General features: G+C 65.2%; 14 protein-coding genes and 1 tRNA gene. 12 read left to right on the top strand and 3 right to left on the bottom strand.

Features of this window, described 5'->3' with window-relative positions:
- Positions 1–4 precede the first annotated feature (4 nt).
- The 6 genes from ACQY46_RS15470 to ACQY46_RS15445 all read left to right on the top strand — a co-directional run bounded on the left by ACQY46_RS15470 (position 5) and on the right by ACQY46_RS15445 (position 9,029).
- A complete protein-coding gene (locus ACQY46_RS15470) occupies positions 5–3,160 on the top strand; it encodes an efflux RND transporter permease subunit (RefSeq protein WP_428696922.1) in 3,156 nt (1,051 codons plus the stop codon).
- Positions 3,161–3,244: 84 nt separating this feature from the next.
- Positions 3,245–3,320 (top strand) — tRNA-Lys (locus ACQY46_RS15465).
- Between the two features lie 484 nt (positions 3,321–3,804).
- A complete protein-coding gene (locus ACQY46_RS15460; protein WP_428696921.1) occupies positions 3,805–4,101 on the top strand; it encodes a hypothetical protein in 297 nt (98 codons plus the stop codon).
- 570 nt (positions 4,102–4,671) lie between these two features.
- On the top strand, positions 4,672–5,622 hold the full coding sequence (locus ACQY46_RS15455; RefSeq protein WP_428700500.1) for a TAXI family TRAP transporter solute-binding subunit: 951 nt from the start codon (positions 4,672–4,674) through the stop codon (positions 5,620–5,622).
- Between the two features lie 138 nt (positions 5,623–5,760).
- Positions 5,761–8,592, top strand: coding sequence for a TRAP transporter permease (locus ACQY46_RS15450; RefSeq protein WP_428696920.1), 2,832 nt, complete (start codon positions 5,761–5,763; stop codon positions 8,590–8,592).
- Between the two features lie 5 nt (positions 8,593–8,597).
- Positions 8,598–9,029, top strand: a complete 432-nt coding sequence (locus ACQY46_RS15445; protein WP_428700499.1) for a universal stress protein — start codon at positions 8,598–8,600, stop codon at positions 9,027–9,029.
- Positions 9,030–9,058: 29 nt separating this feature from the next.
- Here ACQY46_RS15445 and ACQY46_RS15440 read toward each other — a convergent pair whose 3' ends face one another.
- The 3 genes from ACQY46_RS15440 to ACQY46_RS15430 all read right to left on the bottom strand — a co-directional run bounded on the left by ACQY46_RS15440 (position 9,059) and on the right by ACQY46_RS15430 (position 11,111).
- The gene (locus tag ACQY46_RS15440; protein WP_428696919.1) at positions 9,059–10,150 is read right to left on the bottom strand and encodes a YeeE/YedE family protein; all 1,092 of its coding nucleotides are present in this window, start codon (positions 10,148–10,150) and stop codon (positions 9,059–9,061) included.
- A gap of 97 nt (positions 10,151–10,247) precedes the next feature.
- Positions 10,248–10,580 carry an ArsR/SmtB family transcription factor gene (locus ACQY46_RS15435; RefSeq protein WP_306027360.1) on the bottom strand — a complete coding sequence of 111 codons (333 nt, stop codon included), beginning with the start codon at positions 10,578–10,580 and terminating at the stop codon, positions 10,248–10,250.
- 120 nt (positions 10,581–10,700) lie between these two features.
- Positions 10,701–11,111, bottom strand: coding sequence for a transcriptional regulator (locus ACQY46_RS15430; protein ID WP_428696918.1), 411 nt, complete (start codon positions 11,109–11,111; stop codon positions 10,701–10,703).
- A 212-nt stretch (positions 11,112–11,323) separates the two neighbouring features.
- Between ACQY46_RS15430 and ACQY46_RS15425 the strand changes: the two genes are divergently transcribed.
- The 6 genes from ACQY46_RS15425 to soxB all read left to right on the top strand — a co-directional run bounded on the left by ACQY46_RS15425 (position 11,324) and on the right by soxB (position 16,446).
- Complete coding sequence (locus ACQY46_RS15425) at positions 11,324–12,061, top strand: cytochrome c biogenesis CcdA family protein (protein WP_428696917.1); 738 nt, start codon at positions 11,324–11,326, stop codon at positions 12,059–12,061.
- Between the two features lie 180 nt (positions 12,062–12,241).
- The gene (soxX, locus tag ACQY46_RS15420) at positions 12,242–12,697 is read left to right on the top strand and encodes a sulfur oxidation c-type cytochrome SoxX (RefSeq protein WP_428696916.1); all 456 of its coding nucleotides are present in this window, start codon (positions 12,242–12,244) and stop codon (positions 12,695–12,697) included.
- A gap of 86 nt (positions 12,698–12,783) precedes the next feature.
- On the top strand, positions 12,784–13,236 hold the full coding sequence (soxY, locus tag ACQY46_RS15415) for a thiosulfate oxidation carrier protein SoxY (protein ID WP_428696915.1): 453 nt from the start codon (positions 12,784–12,786) through the stop codon (positions 13,234–13,236).
- A 52-nt stretch (positions 13,237–13,288) separates the two neighbouring features.
- The gene (soxZ, locus tag ACQY46_RS15410; protein WP_306027366.1) at positions 13,289–13,615 is read left to right on the top strand and encodes a thiosulfate oxidation carrier complex protein SoxZ; all 327 of its coding nucleotides are present in this window, start codon (positions 13,289–13,291) and stop codon (positions 13,613–13,615) included.
- 93 nt (positions 13,616–13,708) lie between these two features.
- Positions 13,709–14,563: a sulfur oxidation c-type cytochrome SoxA gene (gene soxA, locus ACQY46_RS15405; protein WP_428696914.1), complete on the top strand. Its 855-nt coding sequence runs from the start codon at positions 13,709–13,711 to the stop codon at positions 14,561–14,563.
- A 188-nt stretch (positions 14,564–14,751) separates the two neighbouring features.
- Positions 14,752–16,446, top strand: coding sequence for a thiosulfohydrolase SoxB (soxB, locus tag ACQY46_RS15400; protein WP_428696913.1), 1,695 nt, complete (start codon positions 14,752–14,754; stop codon positions 16,444–16,446).
- The last annotated feature ends 16 nt before the right edge of the window (positions 16,447–16,462 follow it).

Below are 16,462 nucleotides of genomic sequence, written 5' to 3'. Positions count from 1 at the left end.
GGCCATGTTCTCGCGGATGTTCATCTACCGCCCGAAATTCGCCCTCGTCATCTCGATCGTCATCACGATCGCCGGCGTGCTCGGCTACCTCGCGCTGCCGGTCGAGCAGTTCCCCAACATCACGCCGCCGGTGGTCAGCGTCTCGGCCAGCTATTCCGGCGCCAGCGCGCAGGTTGTCGAGGAAACGGTCGCGGCACCGATCGAGGCGCAGGTCAACGGCGTCGACAACATGATGTACATGTCGTCGAACAGCTCGGACAACGGCAGCTATTCGCTGAACATCGTTTTCGAGGTGGGCACGGATCCGGACATTGCCACCGTCAACGTCCAGAACCGGGTGTCGCAAGCGACCAGCTCGTTGCCGGCGGAGGTGACCCGCAGCGGCGTCACGGTGCAGAAGGCCAGCACCAACATGCTGCTGGTGGTGACGCTGTTCTCGCCCAAGCGCACCTATGACGAGGTCTTCCTCGCCAACTACGCCTCCATCAACATCAAGGACGCGCTGGCGCGGGTGAAGGGCGTCGGCAAGGCCGACGTGCTGACCGACTTCGCCTATGGCATGCGGATCTGGCTCGATCCCGACCGGCTTGCGAGCCTGTCGCTGACGCCGTCCGATTTCATCGCCGCGATCCAGGACCAGAACATCCAGGTGGCCGCCGGGCAGATCGGCGCACCGCCGGCCCCCGAGGGCCAGCAGTTCCAGTACACGGTGAAGGCGCAAGGCCGGCTTTCGACGCCGGAGGAGTTCAAGAAGATCGTGCTGCGCAGCGGTGCCGAGGGCGCGCTGGTGCGTGTCGGCGACGTGGCGCGGGTGGAGCTCGGCTCGCAGTTCTATTCCGCCAACGGCCGCTTCAATGGCAATCCGGCGACGGTGCTTGCCGTCTACCAGGCGCCGGGCGCCAACGCGCTGGCCGTTGCCGAAGGGGTGCGGGCCCGGATCGAGCAGCTTGCCAGGGCCTTCCCGGAGGACGTCGCCTACGACATCCCCTTCGACACGACCGAGTTCGTGGAAAAGTCGCTTGAAGACGTCATCATGACCTTGATGATGACCTTCGCGCTGGTCGTCACCGTGGTGTTCGTCTTCCTGGGCAGCTGGCGCGCCACGATCATCCCGATGGTGGCGATCCCGGTGTCGCTGATCGGTACCTTCGCCATATTGCTGGTCGCGGGCATGTCGCTCAACACGATCAGCCTGTTCGCGCTGGTTCTGGCGATCGGCATCGTCGTCGACGACGCCATCATCGTGGTGGAGAATGTCGAGCGGATCATCGCCGAGGAAGGCCTTTCGCCGAAGGAGGCGACCGCCAAGGCGATGGGGCAGATCACCACGCCGGTGATCGCCACGACGCTGGTGCTGCTTGCCGTGTTCGTCCCGACGATCTTCATGCCCGGCATCACGGGGCGCCTCTATTCGCAGTTCGCGGTGACGATCTCGGTTGCCGTGGTGATCTCGTCGATCAACGCGCTCACGCTGTCGCCGGCACTGTGCGGGCTGATCCTGAAGGCGCGCAGCGGGCCGCCGACCGGCATCCTCGCCGTGTTCGACCGGGGCATCGGATGGTTGCGCGACGGCTATGTCGGCATTGTCGCGAAACTGCTGCCGCGTTCGCTGGTCGGATTGGCCGGTGTCGGCCTCGCGGTGGCGCTGATCGTCGTTCTCAACGACCGCCTGCCGAAAGGCTTCCTGCCGCTGGAGGACCAGGGCTACCTGATGGTCGACGTGCAGTTGCCGGACGGCGCGGCACTGCCGCGCACCGAGGTGATCACCGACGAGATGGAGACCGTTCTGGAAGGGGTGGCGGGTGTGCGGCATGTCATCGTCGTCAACGGCTTCTCGATCCTCAATTCCGGGCTTGCGCCGAACACGGCCCTGATCATCGTCAAGCTGGAACCCTGGGCCGAGCGGACAACGCCGGAACTGAGCGCGGACGGTATCCTGGCGCATCTGTGGCGCGAGTTCGCCACGATCCCCGGCGCCAATATCATCGCCTTCAACGCGCCGCCGATTCCCGGTCTCGGGACGACGGCGGGCGTCGAGATGAAGGTGCAGCAGACCGGCGGCGGCACGCCGCAGGACCTTGCCTCCGGCGTCGGCTCGCTGGTCTATTCGGCCAATCAGCAGCCGTCGATCTCGCAGGCCTATTCGACCTTCCGCGCCAATGTTCCGCAGCTCTTCGTCGATCTCGACCGGGAGCGGGCGAAACTGCTCGGCGTCAATGTGAGCGACGTCTTCCTGACGCTGCAATCCTTCCTTGGCGGCTATTACGTGAACGACTTCAACCTGTTCGGTCGGGTCTACCGGGTCATGATCCAGGCGGAGGGAAGCTTTCGCGACCGGGCGGACGATATCGCCCGGCTGCATGTGCGCTCGCAATCCGGCTCCATGGTTCCGCTGCGCACGCTGGTCAGCGTCGACAACGTCCTGGGGCCGCAGATCCTCAGCCGCTACAACATGTTCCGTGCCGCCTCGGTCAATGCCGCGCCGAAGGCGGGCGAGGCGACCGGAACGGTGATGAGCGAGATGGAGACGGCCGCCACGGAGGCGCTGCCGTCCGGCTACACGTTCGAATGGACCGGCACGGCGCTGCAACAGCAGGGTGCGGGGGCGGTGGTCGTCATCGTGCTGCTTCTCTCCGTGCTGTTCGCCTACCTGTTCCTGGTCGCGCAATACGAGAGCTGGTCGATGCCGCTGGCGATCCTGATGTCGGTGACAGTGGCTCTGCTGGGAGCCTTCGCGGCCGTCATGGCGACGGGCAGGGACGTCAACCTGTACACGCAGATCGGAATGATCATGCTTGTCGGACTGGGCGCCAAGAACGCGATCCTGATCGTCGAGTTCGCCATGGAGGAACGGGCCAAGGGACGCTCGATCCTCGCCGCCGCCCGTGAGGCGGCGCATCTGCGCTTCCGGGCGGTGATGATGACGGCGCTTTCGTTCCTGCTCGGCGTCGTTCCGCTGCTGACGGCCAGCGGCGCGGGCGCGGCGAGCCAGCAGGCCATCGGCTTTGCCGTCTTCGGCGGGATGCTGTTCGCGACGGTGTTCGGCGTGATCCTGATTCCGGTGCTTTACGTCGTCATGCAGATCACCCGCGAGCGGATCAAGGGCGTCTATCGCGGGGCGGACGAGGAAACGCCGCCATCCGGCGCCGCGCCAGCCTGACGATCACCCGGGGACGGGTTATCCAGTGCAGGCGATTCAGCTCTTGTCACCGGGGCTTCGCGTTGTTACACGAACCCCCGGAGTGAGCCTGTAGCTCAGTTGGTAGAGCAACTGACTTTTAATCAGTAGGTCCAGGGTTCGAGCCCCTGCGGGCTCACCATTTCACCCCTTTTCAAGCCGAAGCGGTTTTCCGCCGCGACGTTGTCGCGGTCGCGCGGCCGCGTCCCGCGCCCTTCCCGATTGCCAATGAATGCAGGATGTTGCCGGGCAGGGAGCAACACCGCCCCGAACGCGATACAGAGCGGCCTTCCCGGAAAGGGCGAAACAGACAGTGATGCCTCGGCCCGGATGTTGAGCCGCGGGCCGGGACGCTCGTTATTGATCACATGATAAATAGCGACTGTGGAAAAATCCTGCTCCGTGTTGTAGGGTTTGGAAAGGTCCGCGTGAGAGACTGCAGGTTGCAGTCGGTCTCGACGGGGGTGCCAGGGCGTGGAAGGTTGCGTTCGCGATCCCTTGGCCTGTACCGGGAGACGTATTGCAAGGCGGATGTTATGCTGACGGGGCGAGGGATCCCCGGTCGCACGGTCGGGACGGCGGCGTGAAACCTGGGTGCGGACGTATTGGTATGATTGGAAGCGACGATGTCTGATTCCCCTGACGACAAGACGGCGAGCACGGCCGAGTACGAGTTCCTGAGGGGACATATCGCGGCGACAATGGCCCTCATTCACGGGCTGATCGCGCAAGGCGCACTCGACCGCCAGGCGCTCGACGACTATTTCACCGATTACCTGAGCCGGCTGCCGCACACCCGCGAAACGCTGGCCCTGCGTCTGGTGATCGACCAATGGCGCCAGGGGCTGCGCGAGGGGCAGGACGAAGCCCAGTTGCGCCGGAACTTCCTTGAAGTGATTTACGGCGGCAAGAGCAAGGACTGATCCTTCTCCCGCCCGCGGTCGCGCACCCTCGCCAACCGGCCGCTCCGGCATGCCGCGCTTGCGGGCGGGCAGTCCGCCGGCACATGCTCCCATTGTCCTGAAAACCTCCGGCTCTTCGCGGCCCGCGCGGCCTCACGGCCCGCGACGCAGGGTTTCGCGCGCGCGGGACACGCCAGGCGTGTCCGATAGGGGGTTGGAACAGCGTGTGGTTTCGGTCTAACCTCGATTGTCCGCATTTCCGCGGGAGTGCCTGGGCACCTGGTGTCCGGCATACGCAACACGAAGCGAGGAGGGTGATCGCCGAGGACGCAAGTCCGCTGCTTCGAACGGCCAGGCCGCCCGATCCGCCCGCGTTGGGCCGGGTTGCGAAATGGCCGGAACCGCCGGGGCCGCCCCCTGAGGAGGGTCGGGCCGGGGAGTCGCGGTCTCCTGCGTTTTACGGTCCCGAACCGGGATGGCGATGATCCAGAAGCGTTTCGGATGCGCGGCGGAGCCGACAAGGCTCCCTCGCGCGTCTCACCAGACCGCTGCCTATAAACGGGAGGCATCGCAGTGACATTCTTGAAATCCATGACCATGGGGACGATCCTGGCTGGCGCGCTCGCAGTTTCCGGCGCCGCGCAGGCCGAGACGTTCATCACCATCGGCACCGGCGGACAGACCGGCGTCTACTACCAGGTCGGCGGCTCCATCTGCCGTCTGGTCAACCGGGGCTCGGCCGAGCACGACATCAAGTGCACCCATACGACGGGCGGCTCGGTCGCCAACATCAACGGCATTCGCGCCGGCGATCTCGACATGGGTGTCGCCCAGTCGGACTGGCAGTACCATGCCTATAACGGCACCGCGCCCGATACGTTCCCCGATGGCAAGTTCGAAGAGCTTCGCGCGGTGTTCTCGGTTCATCCCGAGCCGTTCACCGTGGTGGCGCGGGCCGATTCCGGCATCCAGACCTTCGACGACCTGAAGGGCAAGCGGGTCAACATGGGCGATCCGGGTTCCGGCGCGCGGGCCACGTTCGAAGTGGTGATGGAGAAGATGGGCTGGTCGGCCTCGGACTTCTCGCTGGCCGCGGAACTGAAGTCGGCCGAGCAGGCCGCCGCCCTTTGCGACAACAAGATCGATGCGATCGTGTTCACCGTCGGCCACCCGGCCGGCACGATCAAGGAGGCCACCACCTCCTGCGAATCGCGCCTGATCGACGTCGACAACGAGGCGATCCGCAAGCTGGTCGACGACAATGCGTTCTACGCCATGGCAACCATTCCGGCCGGCATGTACGCGGGCACGGACAAGGACACGACGACCTTCGGCGTCGGCGCGACCTTCGTTTCCTCGACCAAGACCTCGCCGGACGTGATCTACGAGGTCACCAAGGCCGTCTTCGAGAATTTCGACCGGTTCAAGCGCATGCATCCGGCCTTCGAGAACCTGAAGGAGGAGGACATGATCAAGAACAACCTGTCCGCTCCGCTGCATGAGGGCGCCGTGCGCTACTACAAGGAACGCGGCTGGATGTAATCCGGCCCGGACGGCCGGCGCGGGTCTCCGCGCCGGCCGTTTCTTTCCTGCAGGCTCAACCGGTCCCGCAGGACGCCTCCCGTCAGCGGGGGGACACATGTTCACATCGTTTCAGGGCGCGGACGCGCGGGGGGATCCATGAGCGAGGACAAGAACACAGGGCAGCTGAGCGCCGCCGAACTTGAGGATCTTGTTGCCTCCACCGATACCGGCGGACGCAACCCGACCAGCCGCCAGGTGGCGCTCCTCATCGCCGGCGTCGCGCTCGCCTGGTCGCTCTTCCAGGTCTGGATCGCATCGCCGCTCCCCTACATGTTCGGCGTCGGTGTGTTCTCCAGCCGCGAGGCCCGGCCGATCCATCTCGCCTTCGCGATGTTCCTGGCCTATCTGGTGTTTCCGGCCTTCCGCACCTCGCCGCGCCGGTCCGTGCCGCTGGCCGACTGGGCGCTGGCGATCGGCGCCACCGCCTGTGCCCTCTATCTCTTCGTCTTCGACACAGCCCTGATCAAGAGCCTGCTCGGCTCGCGTCTTGCCGAACGGCCGAACGCACCCAACACGACCGATGTCGTGGTCTCCGTCTTCGGCATCCTGTTCCTGCTCGAGGCCACGCGCCGCTCGCTCGGCCCGCCGCTGATGATCGTGGCGATGGTGTTCCTCGGCTACACGTTCCTGGGCCCCTACGCGCCCGGGCTGCTTGCCTGGAAGGGCGCCAGCTTCAACGCCGTCGCCTTCCACCAGTGGCTGTCGACGGAGGGCGTGTTCGGCATCGCGCTCGGCGTTTCCACCGACCTGGTCTTCCTGTTCGTGCTGTTCGGCGCGCTTCTCGACAAGGCCGGAGCGGGCAACTACTTCATCAAGGTGGCGTTTTCGCTGATGGGCCATTTCAGCGGCGGTCCGGCCAAGGCCGCGGTCGTCGCCTCGGGCATGACCGGCCTGATTTCCGGCTCCTCGATCGCCAATGTGGTGACCACGGGCACCTTCACGATCCCGATGATGCGCCGCGTCGGCTTCTCCCGCGAGAAGGCGGGCGCGGTCGAGGTGGCCTCGTCGGTCAACGGCCAGATCATGCCGCCGGTGATGGGTGCTGCCGCCTTCCTGATGGTGGAGTATATCGGCATCTCGTATTTCGAGGTGGTCAAGCACGCGTTCCTGCCGGCGATCATCTCCTATATCGCGCTCGTCTATATCGTCCATCTGGAGGCCTTGCGGCTGGGCATGGAAGGCCTGCCGCGCGCCAACGAGCCGAAGCCCCTGAAATGGGCGATGATCTCCTTCGGCGTGACCATCTCCGTGCTCCTGGCCATCGCCGGCGGGGTCTACTACCTGTTCGCGGCCTTCCAGGCGCTCGGCTCGACGCCGAACCGGTTGCTGGCCGTCGCGATCATGCTGGGGCTCGCCTTCAGCGCGATGGCGCTGCTGCGCTCGCGCACGGACGAGGACACGCGCGCCAAGGTCGTCTCGACCGGTGCGCTGGTGCTGGGCATCGCCACCATCTCCGCCTTCGGCCTGTTCTATTTCATGGATCTGCTGCAGGCGACCGCCGGCGGGGCAACCTCCTGGGTCGTCGCGGCGCTGCTGCTTGCCGCCTATGTGGGACTGGTGCGCTATTGCGCGGCCTTTCCCGAACTCGAGCTCGATGATCCGAACGAGCCGGTGGTGCGGCTCCCCGACCCGGGGCCGACGGTCAAGTCGGGCCTGCATTTCCTGCTGCCCGTGCTGGTGCTGATCTGGTGCCTGATGGTCGAACGCCTGTCGCCCTCGCTGTCGGCGTTCTGGGCGACGGCGCTGATGATCTTCATCCTCGTCACCCAGCGGCCGCTGTTCGCCATGTTCCGCGGCCAGGAGCTTGCCGGCACGGCGAAGCTCGGCTGGACCGAGCTGATCGACGGGCTGATCGCCGGCGCGCGCAACATGATCGGCATCGGCATCGCCACGGCCGCCGCCGGCATCATCGTCGGCGCTGTGTCGCAAACCGGCGTCGGCTCGGTGCTGGCGGCGCTGGTCGAGTTCCTCAGCCAGGGACAGATCCTGCTGATCCTGATCTTCACCGCGATCCTGAGCCTGATCCTTGGCATGGGCCTGCCGACGACGGCCAATTACATCGTCGTCTCCTCGCTGCTGGCGCCCGTGATCGTCGCGCTTGGCCAGCAGAACGGCCTGATCGTTCCGCTCGTCGCGGTGCATCTGTTCGTCTTCTATTTCGGCATCATGGCGGATGTGACGCCGCCCGTGGGTCTTGCCTCCTTTGCCGCGGCCGCGGTGTCGGGGGGCGATCCGATCCGAACGGGCTTCGTCGCGTTCTTCTACTCGCTGCGCACGGCGCTCTTGCCGTTCCTGTTCATCTTCAACACGGACCTGCTGCTGATCGACGTGACGCCGGTGGAAGGGGCGATCGTGTTCGTCGTTGCGACGCTGGCCATATTGATATTCACCGCCGGCGCGCAAGGGTTCTTCATCGTGCGCTCGCGCCTGTGGGAATCGGCGGCGCTCATCCTGGTCGCCTTCACCCTGTTCCGGCCGGGCTTCTGGATGGACATGGCCGCGGCTCCCTACACGAATGTCGATCCGGTGACGATCGAGGAGACGCTTGGAGCCGCGACGCCGGGCACGGAGCTGCGCGCGACGGTCGCGGCGATCGACGATGTCGGCGATCCGGTCACGCTGACGATGATGATCCCGGTCGGCGACGAGCCAACGGGTGCGGAACGGCTGGAAGCGTTCGGGCTGCTGGTCTTCGAGCAGGACGGCAAGCTGGTTTCGGACGGCGCGTCGTTCGATTCCAGGGCGCAGGACGCCGGCTTCGACTTCGACCAGACGTTCCTGAGCCTTGAGGTTCCCGCCTCGCAGCCGCCGCGCGAGCTGTTCTACATCCCGGCGATCCTGCTGTTTGGCGCGATCTATGTCATACAGCGCCGCCGGCGGACCCTGCTTGGCGAGGAACGGGCGCGCGAAAGGGAGGCAGCGGCATGAGCAATATCTTCAAGCACGTTCTTGCCTGCGTGGACCTTGGCGACGAAGCCTCGTCGGCACAGGTGATCGCGGCCGCGATGGAAACGGTGGGCGGCAACGACACGCTGCATGTGTTCACCGCCGTGCCCGATTTCGGGCGCAGCATCGTCGGCTCGTTCTTTCCCGACGATTACGAGAAGTCGGCGATAAAGAAGGCACGCGATGCGCTGCACGCCTTCATCGACGCGCATGTGCCGAAGGGGACCCGCGTGCAGGCGGTGATCGGCCACGGCAACATCTACGAGGAAATCCTCGTTGCCGCGGGAAAGGTCAACGCCGACCTGATCGTCATCGGCTCGCACCGGCCGGAGCTGAAGGATTACCTGCTCGGACCCAATGCGGCGCGCGTCGTGCGCCACGCCAAGATCTCGGTCCTTGTCGTGCGCGGGAACACCTGAGGCGGGCTTTCGTCTTCCGGCGCGCTCACTCACCCGTCGCGGGGGAGGCGGTAGCGTTCGAACAGGCCGGCGAGGCTTCCCTCGACCAGCCAGGCGATGCCGAGACGGGCACCGATGGCGATCGACAGCATGACGACGGGCGCGGAGATGGCGAGCGCGGACGCGGCCGTGATGCCTTGGCCGATGGTGCAGCCGAACGCCATGATGCCGCCTGTTCCCATGAGGAAGGCGCCGCTCATGTGGCGGCGCAGCTCGCGGACGTCGTCGCAGGCCTCCCAGCGGAATTCGCGCTTGAACAGGGCGCCGGCGAAAGCGCCGCAGACGACGCCGAGAACCGAACCGATGCCGAAGGTCAGGCTGGCACCGCTGAAGGTCATCAGATAGACCAGCGCGTCTCCCAGGGGACGAACGAAGGTGAAGGATTCCAGTCGTTGCGGCTGGAACGGGTTGCTGCCGGCCAGGGCCGTCGCAACCCAGCCGGCGGCAATCACGAGACCGACGGCAAGACCGCTGGCGACGAGACGGCGTTCGCGCCGGAAGGCGGCGTCGCGGACCGCCCAGGCAAGCAGGGCTCCGGCGATCGAAAGGCCGACCGCGGGTCCCGTGTCCAGTCCCAGAAGCCGGTTGACGACCCCGTCGAGCGCCATGCCGCCGGTTGCCTCGAATGACACCGTGAAGGGGTCCACCAGCCACTGGCGGGCAACGCCGGTGAGGCCGCGCATCGCCATATAGGCCGAGACGGCCATCACCAGGAAGGTCACCACGGACCTGAGGTCTCCGCCGCCGATCCGCGCGAGCGTGCCGAATCCGCAGGTGCCGACCAGCGCCATGCCGACGCCGAACATCAGGCCGCCGGCAATCGCCCCAAGCCAGGGGAAGGAGGTGGGCAGATAGATGGAATGACGGAGATCGAAGATGCCGGCCGCGGCCAGAACCTGCGTCACGGCGATCGCCACCGCGATGGCAAGGCCCCAGCTTCTAAGTCGTCGCCGGTCATCGCCCAGGAAAGCATCCTCCAAGGCGCCCATCGTGCAGAAGCGGCCGACGCGCGCGGCAAGGCCGAGCACGACGCCGCCGCCAAAGCCGCTAAGGGCCACGATCTGCGTGGTCGTCAGTTCCATCGGCCGCGCCTCCCTCACGCAAGCTCGATCACCGGCCTGGACGTCTCTTCGCGACGGCCGGCCTCTCGCGGGCCGATGCTGCCGTCGCCGCGTCCGGTCAGTCCCTGCAAAATACGGTGTAGACCGCCTCGATGATCTGCCGGGCATCCTCGTTGGCGAGCCGGTAGTAGACGATCTTGCCGTCGCGCCGTGTCGTCACGAGCTTGTCCATGCGCAACCGCGCAAGCTGCTGGGACACGGTCGGCTGACGAAGCGACAGGAGCGATTCCAGCTCGGTCACGGATTTTTCGCCCTCGGCCAGGATGCAGAGGATCAGCAGGCGGCTCTCATGGGCGATCGCCTTCAGGAAATCGCTGGCATGTTTTGCCCTGTCGACGATCTTGTCGAGTTCCTCGGAGCATTCGAGGTCCTTGATACGGGGTAGTGACAAGTTCTGGTCCTCTGCCTGGAAGCTGGCATATGCGCCGACCGGGACGGTCCCGTGCGGCAGTCTATCGTGTATCGGAAAGATTGTCCGCGACCCTGGCGGGCACCGCGGCGGACACCTCGTTCAGCCCGGCGTTCGCGTCCCGTTGGACGCCTGGTCGCCGCCAAGCGTTCCCTTCAGCTTGCCGACCATCTCGCCGAGCAGGCCCCAGAAGAAATCCTCGCCCGGATAGCCGCGGATCCGGCCGTATTCGCGGCCCTCGTGGACCAGCGCGAAACTGGGCGTGAACCGCTCGCCGCGCATCCATGCCAGATCGTCCGGCATGGGCTCGTGAATGTCGACGCGGCGGAGCGGCGCGAAGGCGCCTTCCGCGGTCTTCGGGTAGATCGGCGCGATCTGCGCGTCCCACATCTCGCACCACTCGCAACCGCGCTGCTCGAACATGACCAGCTCGGCGGCGGCAAGGCGCTGCGATGCCGCTCCGGCGACACAGAGCGCGGTCACGAAGCCGAGGGCAGTCAGGCGGATGTCCATGTTCCGTGCTCGCTAAAAGGTGAGGCGACGATCGCCCGCTGCCAGCCTATACCAAAACAGATGGATCACATGCAAAAAACAGAATACGTGTATGTGTCACGAGGTCACATTGTCGTGCGCGCCCTGCACGCGCAGTCAAGGGGCATGACCGGCATGATACTTCCGAGCCGGATGCCGAAGACACGCCACCGCGAAGCCAGACAGGATCAGGCATGTTTCAGGACGTAACCCTTATCGGCGCATTCTTTGCCGGACTGCTTTCCTTCGTGTCCCCTTGCGTGTTGCCGCTGGTGCCGCCCTATCTGGGGTTCCTTGCAGGCGTCTCGCTCGACGAACTGACCGGCGAGGGAGAGGAGAAAGCGGATCCGCGCAAGGTGTTCTTCGCCTCGCTTGCCTTCGTCCTGGGCTTTACGACGGTTTTCGTGGCGCTCGGCGCCAGCGCTTCCTTCATCGGCCAGTTCGTCACCCAGCATATCCAGATCTTCGGTTATATCGCCGGTGCGGCGATCATCGTCATGGGGCTGCATTTTCTGGGCGTGTTCCGGATCGGGCTGCTTTACCGGGAGGCACGGGTTCATGTCGAGCGCAAGCCGGCCGGGCTTGTCGGGGCCTATGTCATCGGCCTGGCCTTCGCCTTCGGCTGGACGCCCTGCGTCGGCCCGATCCTCGCGGCGATCCTGTTCGTCGCCGGGAGCGAGGAATCGGTCCTGAAGGGAGCTGTTCTGCTGGGATCCTACGCACTGGGAATCGGGGTGCCGTTCCTGATCGCGGGACTTTTCGCTGCCCCGTTCATGCGCTTCATGAAGCGCTTCCGCCGGCACATGGTCACGGTCGAACGGGTGATGGGCGTGTTCATGATCATCACGGGCGTCGCCTTCATGACCGGCCAGATGGCGCGGCTGTCGTTCTGGCTTCTCGAGGCTTTTCCCGGACTTGCGACCATCGGCTGAGCTTTCCGGCGCGCACATGCCCGCCCGCCGGAGGGGCGGCGGCTTTATGTATTCTCATAATTGAATATGTGAATTGATCCCGGCGAGGCTTGCTGCTAGGCTCCTTCTGCGTCGTGATGTCACGGACACACGATACAAAAACAAAGCCGGGATCGCCGGCAGAGGGAAGGAACATCGCCCATGAAGGTCTTTCGCCGGAGCATGGTGGCCGGTTGCGCGCTGCTTCTCGGCATGTCCGCGGCCGTTGCCCAGGACATCGTCGCCTATGAAGTCGTCGACGGGACGATCCCCCAATCCTTGACCGGCACGCCGGGCGACCCGGTCGCAGGGCGCGAAGTGATGGTCGACCGGCGTCTTGGAAACTGCGTTGCCTGTCACACCGCGGGCGTCTTTTCCGACCAGCAGTGGCATGGCGAAGTCGGCCCGCCGCTCGACGGCGTCGCCGACCGCTGGGACGAGGCATCGCTGCGCATGATCATCGTCAACGCCAAGGCGGTCTATGACGGAACGATCATGCCGGCCTTCTATCGCAATGACGGTTTCAACCGCGTCGCGCCGAAATTCGCGGGCAAGACGATCATGTCGGCCCAGCAGGTCGAGGACGTGGTCGCCTATCTGATGACCCTGAAGGACTAGGATCAGCCCTGCCAAGGTGACTGATCCCGGGCCTTGAGACCGGCCCGGCAAGACCGGAGATCCGGACAAAGCGTGAGGAAAGACAAATGACAATCACACGACGCCAGGCTCTTGCGCTGGGTGCCGGTGCCGCAGTGCTGACGGCTGCCGGGCTGCCGAGCCTTGCTTTCGCCGACGACGCCAAGGTGCAGGCCGCCATCGACGCGTTTTCCGGTGGCGCCGCCCCGGAGACCGGAACGGTTTCCCTGACGGCTCCCGAAATCGCGGAAAACGGCAACACCGTGCCCATCGGCGTTTCCGTGGACAGCCCGATGACCGAGGCGGATCACGTGACAGAGGTCATCCTGCTGGCGGCCGGAAATCCGCAGCCGGGCGTGGCGACTTTCCACTTCTCGCCGATGTCGGGTGCGGCCGAAGCAACGACGCGCATGCGTCTGGCCAAGACACAGGACGTCATCGCCCTGGCGAAGACCTCGACCGGCAAGGTCTACATGGACCGCAAGTCGGTCAAGGTGACCATCGGTGGCTGCGGCGGCTGATCGCCGCGCGCATCCGACCACATCAAGCATTCAACGCCAGCAGGAGCGTGCGATGTCCACTTCCAAGCCCCGCGTCAAGGTGCCCAAGACGGCGTCCAAGGACGAGGTTATCCAGATCAAGACCCTGATTTCGCACACGATGGAATCGGGTCAGCGCAAGGATTCCGACGGCAAGCCGATCCCGCGCAAGATCATCAACAAGTTCAAGTGCGAGTTCAACGGCAAGACCGTTTTCGAGTGCGACATGGAGCCGGCGATATCGGCGAACCCGTATCTCGAGTTCAGCGCCAAGGTGCCGGAAAGCGGCACGTTCACCTTCACCTGGGTGGATGACGACGGATCGGTCTATTCGACCGATGCGAAGATCGCCGTCGAATAGACACGCCGGCCGGCGGCCGGCACCGTCGGCCGCAATGGCGCGACAAAGAAGAACGAGACGAACCGAACGGTTCGCGCTGGAGGGGAAAGCCATATGAGGACGCATCGGGGAACTATCCTGGCAGCCTGCGCGGTGGGATTGCTGGTGGCTTCCGGCCCGGCGGTGGCCGATCAGGACGGGATGCCGAGCATCGAGGGCGTGAAGATCGTGACGCGCGTCGCCCCGCCCGAGGGACATCCGCTGACGGAGATCATTTCCGGCTTCGAGTTCCGCACCAAGGAAACCCAGGACCTGGAGCTGGACGATTTCACCAATCCCGGCTTCCTGATGGTGGAGCAGGGCGAGGAAGCCTGGTCGACGGTTGAAGGCTCCGCCGGAAAATCCTGCGAGAGCTGTCACGGGGATGCGGCCGAGAGCATGAAGGGCGTGCGCGCGGCCATGCCGAAATGGAGCGAGGCGGCCGGCAAGCCGCAGACGCTCGAGCAGCACATCAACAGCTGCCGTACCGAGCGCATGGGCGCAGATGCGTGGAAGTGGGAATCCGACCAGATGCTCGGCATGACCGCCTATGTCGGCCTGCAATCGCGCGGCATGCCGGTTGGTGTCGACCTCAAGCAGGGCGACATGCAGAGCTGGTGGGACAAGGGCAAGGAGTTCTACTACACCCGCGTCGGCCAGCTCGACATGGCCTGTGCGAACTGCCACGAGAACAATTACGGAAACTACATCCGTGCCGACAAGCTGAGCCAGGGAAACAGCAACGGATTCCCGACCTATCGTTTGAAGTGGCAGAAAATGGGCTCGCTGCACCGGCGCTTCAAGGGCTGCATGGACAACATCCGTGCCGATGCCTACAAGCGCGGCTCGGACGAGTTCATCGCGCTGGAGACCTATCTGGCCTGGCGCGGGCAGGGGCTCTCGGTGGAGACGCCGTCGGTCCGCAACTGACCCCTCGGGGCGACCCGGCCAAACAGACGGGCGGCAGCAAAGCCGCCCGTATCCGACAGACAAGACTTCGGCAGACAAGCGCTTGAAAGCTGTTTCGTGCGCGCGGCCCGGTCCCGGGGCGCGACGGCGAAGCCTTGCCGGATTTTCGCCGAAGCGGCGAAGCGTAGAGACAAAAGTGGGAACGGACGATGATTTCGCGGCGTGAATTCCTGATGGCGGCGGTTGCCGCGGGCGCCATCACCAGCGGGTCCGGTTTCGGGCAATGGGCGCGCCTTGCCGCGCAGCAGGCGCTGCGCGAGGACGACATCCTGTCGTTCAAGCCGCTCGGCAATGTCACCCTGGTCCATCTCACCGACATTCACGCGCAGCTGATGCCGGTCTATTTCCGCGAACCGTCGATCAACCTGGGCGTTGGCGAGGTGAACGGCCTGCCGCCGCATGTGACCGGCGAGGATTTCCTCAAGCTCTACAACCTGGCGCCGGGTTCCCCGGAGGCTTATGCGCTGACGTCGGTGGATTTCGATGCCCTGTCGCAGGCCTATGGCCGCATGGGCGGTGTCGACCGGATCGCGACCGTGCTCAAGTCGATCCGCGCCGAGCGCGAGGACAACACGCTGTTCCTCGACGGCGGCGACACCTGGCAGGGCAGCTACACCTCGCTCAAGACCGGCGGCGCCGACATGATCGAGGTGATGAACGCCCTGCGGCCGGATGCGATGACCGGCCACTGGGAGTTCACCTACGGGGCGGACAAGGTCAAGGAGATGGTCGAGGCGCTGCCGTTCCCGTTCCTTGGCGGCAATATTCGCGACACCGAGTGGGATGAGGCGGTCTTCGAGGCATACCGGATCTATGAGCGCGGCGGCGTGCGCGTCGGCGTCATCGGCCAGGCCTTCCCCTATACTCCGGTCGCCAACCCGCGCTGGATGATGCCGACATGGTCCTTCGGCATTCGCGAGGAGGAAGTGCAGGCCAATGTCGATGCGGTGCGCGCGGAAGGCGCCGATGTCGTCGTGCTGCTGTCGCATAACGGCTTCGATGTCGATCGCAAGCTGGCCGGCCGCGTTGCCGGCATCGACGTCATCCTGACCGGTCACACCCATGACGCCCTGCCGGAGCCGGTCAAGGTCGGCAAGACGCTGATCATCGCTTCGGGTTCGAACGGCAAGTTCCTCTCCCGCCTCGATCTCGACGTCCAGGACGGCGAGGTGAAGGACTTCCGCTATCGCCTGATCCCGATCTTCTCCGACGCGATCACGCCGGATGCCGACATGTCGGCGCTGGTGGAGAAGGTGAGGGCGCCCTATGCGGGCGAACTGGCACGGGAACTGGCGACGACCGAGACGCTTCTTTACCGGCGCGGCAATTTCAACGGCACGTTCGACGACATGATCTGCGAGGCCCTGATCGAGCAGCGGGATGCGCAGATTTCGCTGTCGCCGGGCTTCCGCTGGGGAACCTCGGTGCCGGCGGGCAGCGCGATCACCGTCGAGGATCTGCACAATGCAACGTCGATGACCTATCCGGCCGCCTATCGTTCGGAAATGAGCGGTGCCCTGATCAAGGAGATCCTGGAGGATGTCGGCGACAACCTCTTCAATGCGGACCCCTATTACCAGCAGGGCGGCGACATGGTCCGCATCGGCGGCATGGCCTATGCGATCGACCCGAACGAGACCATCGGCAACCGCATCTCGGACATGACCCTGCTTGCCGACGGCAGCCCGATCGAGGCCGACAAGAGCTACGTGGTCGCCGGCTGGGCGAGCGTCAACGAGGGCACCGAGGGGCCGGCCATCTGGGACGTGGTCGAGGATCACCTGAAGGAACGCAAGACGGTCAGCCTCGAGCCGAACCGTGCGGTGCGCGTCAGCGGGCTCTAAGCCGGCCCGGTCGGGA

It is taken from the genome of Stappia sp., from assembly GCF_965276915.1.
Classification (GTDB): Bacteria; Pseudomonadota; Alphaproteobacteria; order Rhizobiales; family Stappiaceae; genus Stappia.
The sequence above is the reverse complement of the archived record's forward strand: the minus strand, read 5'-3'. Positions and strand labels throughout refer to the sequence as shown.

What these genes read in the sequence shown, in the direction of transcription:
- soxA (WP_428696914.1), top strand. Translation starts at nt 13,709, where the DNA reads ATGAGGACGCATCGGGGAACTATCCTGGCAGCCTGCGCGGTGGGATTG.
- soxZ (WP_306027366.1), top strand. Translation starts at nt 13,289, where the DNA reads ATGTCCACTTCCAAGCCCCGCGTCAAGGTGCCCAAGACGGCGTCCAAG.
- ACQY46_RS15470 (WP_428696922.1), top strand. Translation starts at nt 5, where the DNA reads ATGTTCTCGCGGATGTTCATCTACCGCCCGAAATTCGCCCTCGTCATC.
- ACQY46_RS15450 (WP_428696920.1), top strand. Translation starts at nt 5,761, where the DNA reads ATGAGCGAGGACAAGAACACAGGGCAGCTGAGCGCCGCCGAACTTGAG.
- ACQY46_RS15460 (WP_428696921.1), top strand. Translation starts at nt 3,805, where the DNA reads ATGTCTGATTCCCCTGACGACAAGACGGCGAGCACGGCCGAGTACGAG.
- ACQY46_RS15455 (WP_428700500.1), top strand. Translation starts at nt 4,672, where the DNA reads ATGACCATGGGGACGATCCTGGCTGGCGCGCTCGCAGTTTCCGGCGCC.
- soxX (WP_428696916.1), top strand. Translation starts at nt 12,242, where the DNA reads ATGAAGGTCTTTCGCCGGAGCATGGTGGCCGGTTGCGCGCTGCTTCTC.
- ACQY46_RS15425 (WP_428696917.1), top strand. Translation starts at nt 11,324, where the DNA reads ATGTTTCAGGACGTAACCCTTATCGGCGCATTCTTTGCCGGACTGCTT.
- soxY (WP_428696915.1), top strand. Translation starts at nt 12,784, where the DNA reads ATGACAATCACACGACGCCAGGCTCTTGCGCTGGGTGCCGGTGCCGCA.
- ACQY46_RS15440 (WP_428696919.1), bottom strand. Translation starts at nt 10,150, where the DNA reads ATGGAACTGACGACCACGCAGATCGTGGCCCTTAGCGGCTTTGGCGGC.
- ACQY46_RS15430 (WP_428696918.1), bottom strand. Translation starts at nt 11,111, where the DNA reads ATGGACATCCGCCTGACTGCCCTCGGCTTCGTGACCGCGCTCTGTGTC.
- soxB (WP_428696913.1), top strand. Translation starts at nt 14,752, where the DNA reads ATGATTTCGCGGCGTGAATTCCTGATGGCGGCGGTTGCCGCGGGCGCC.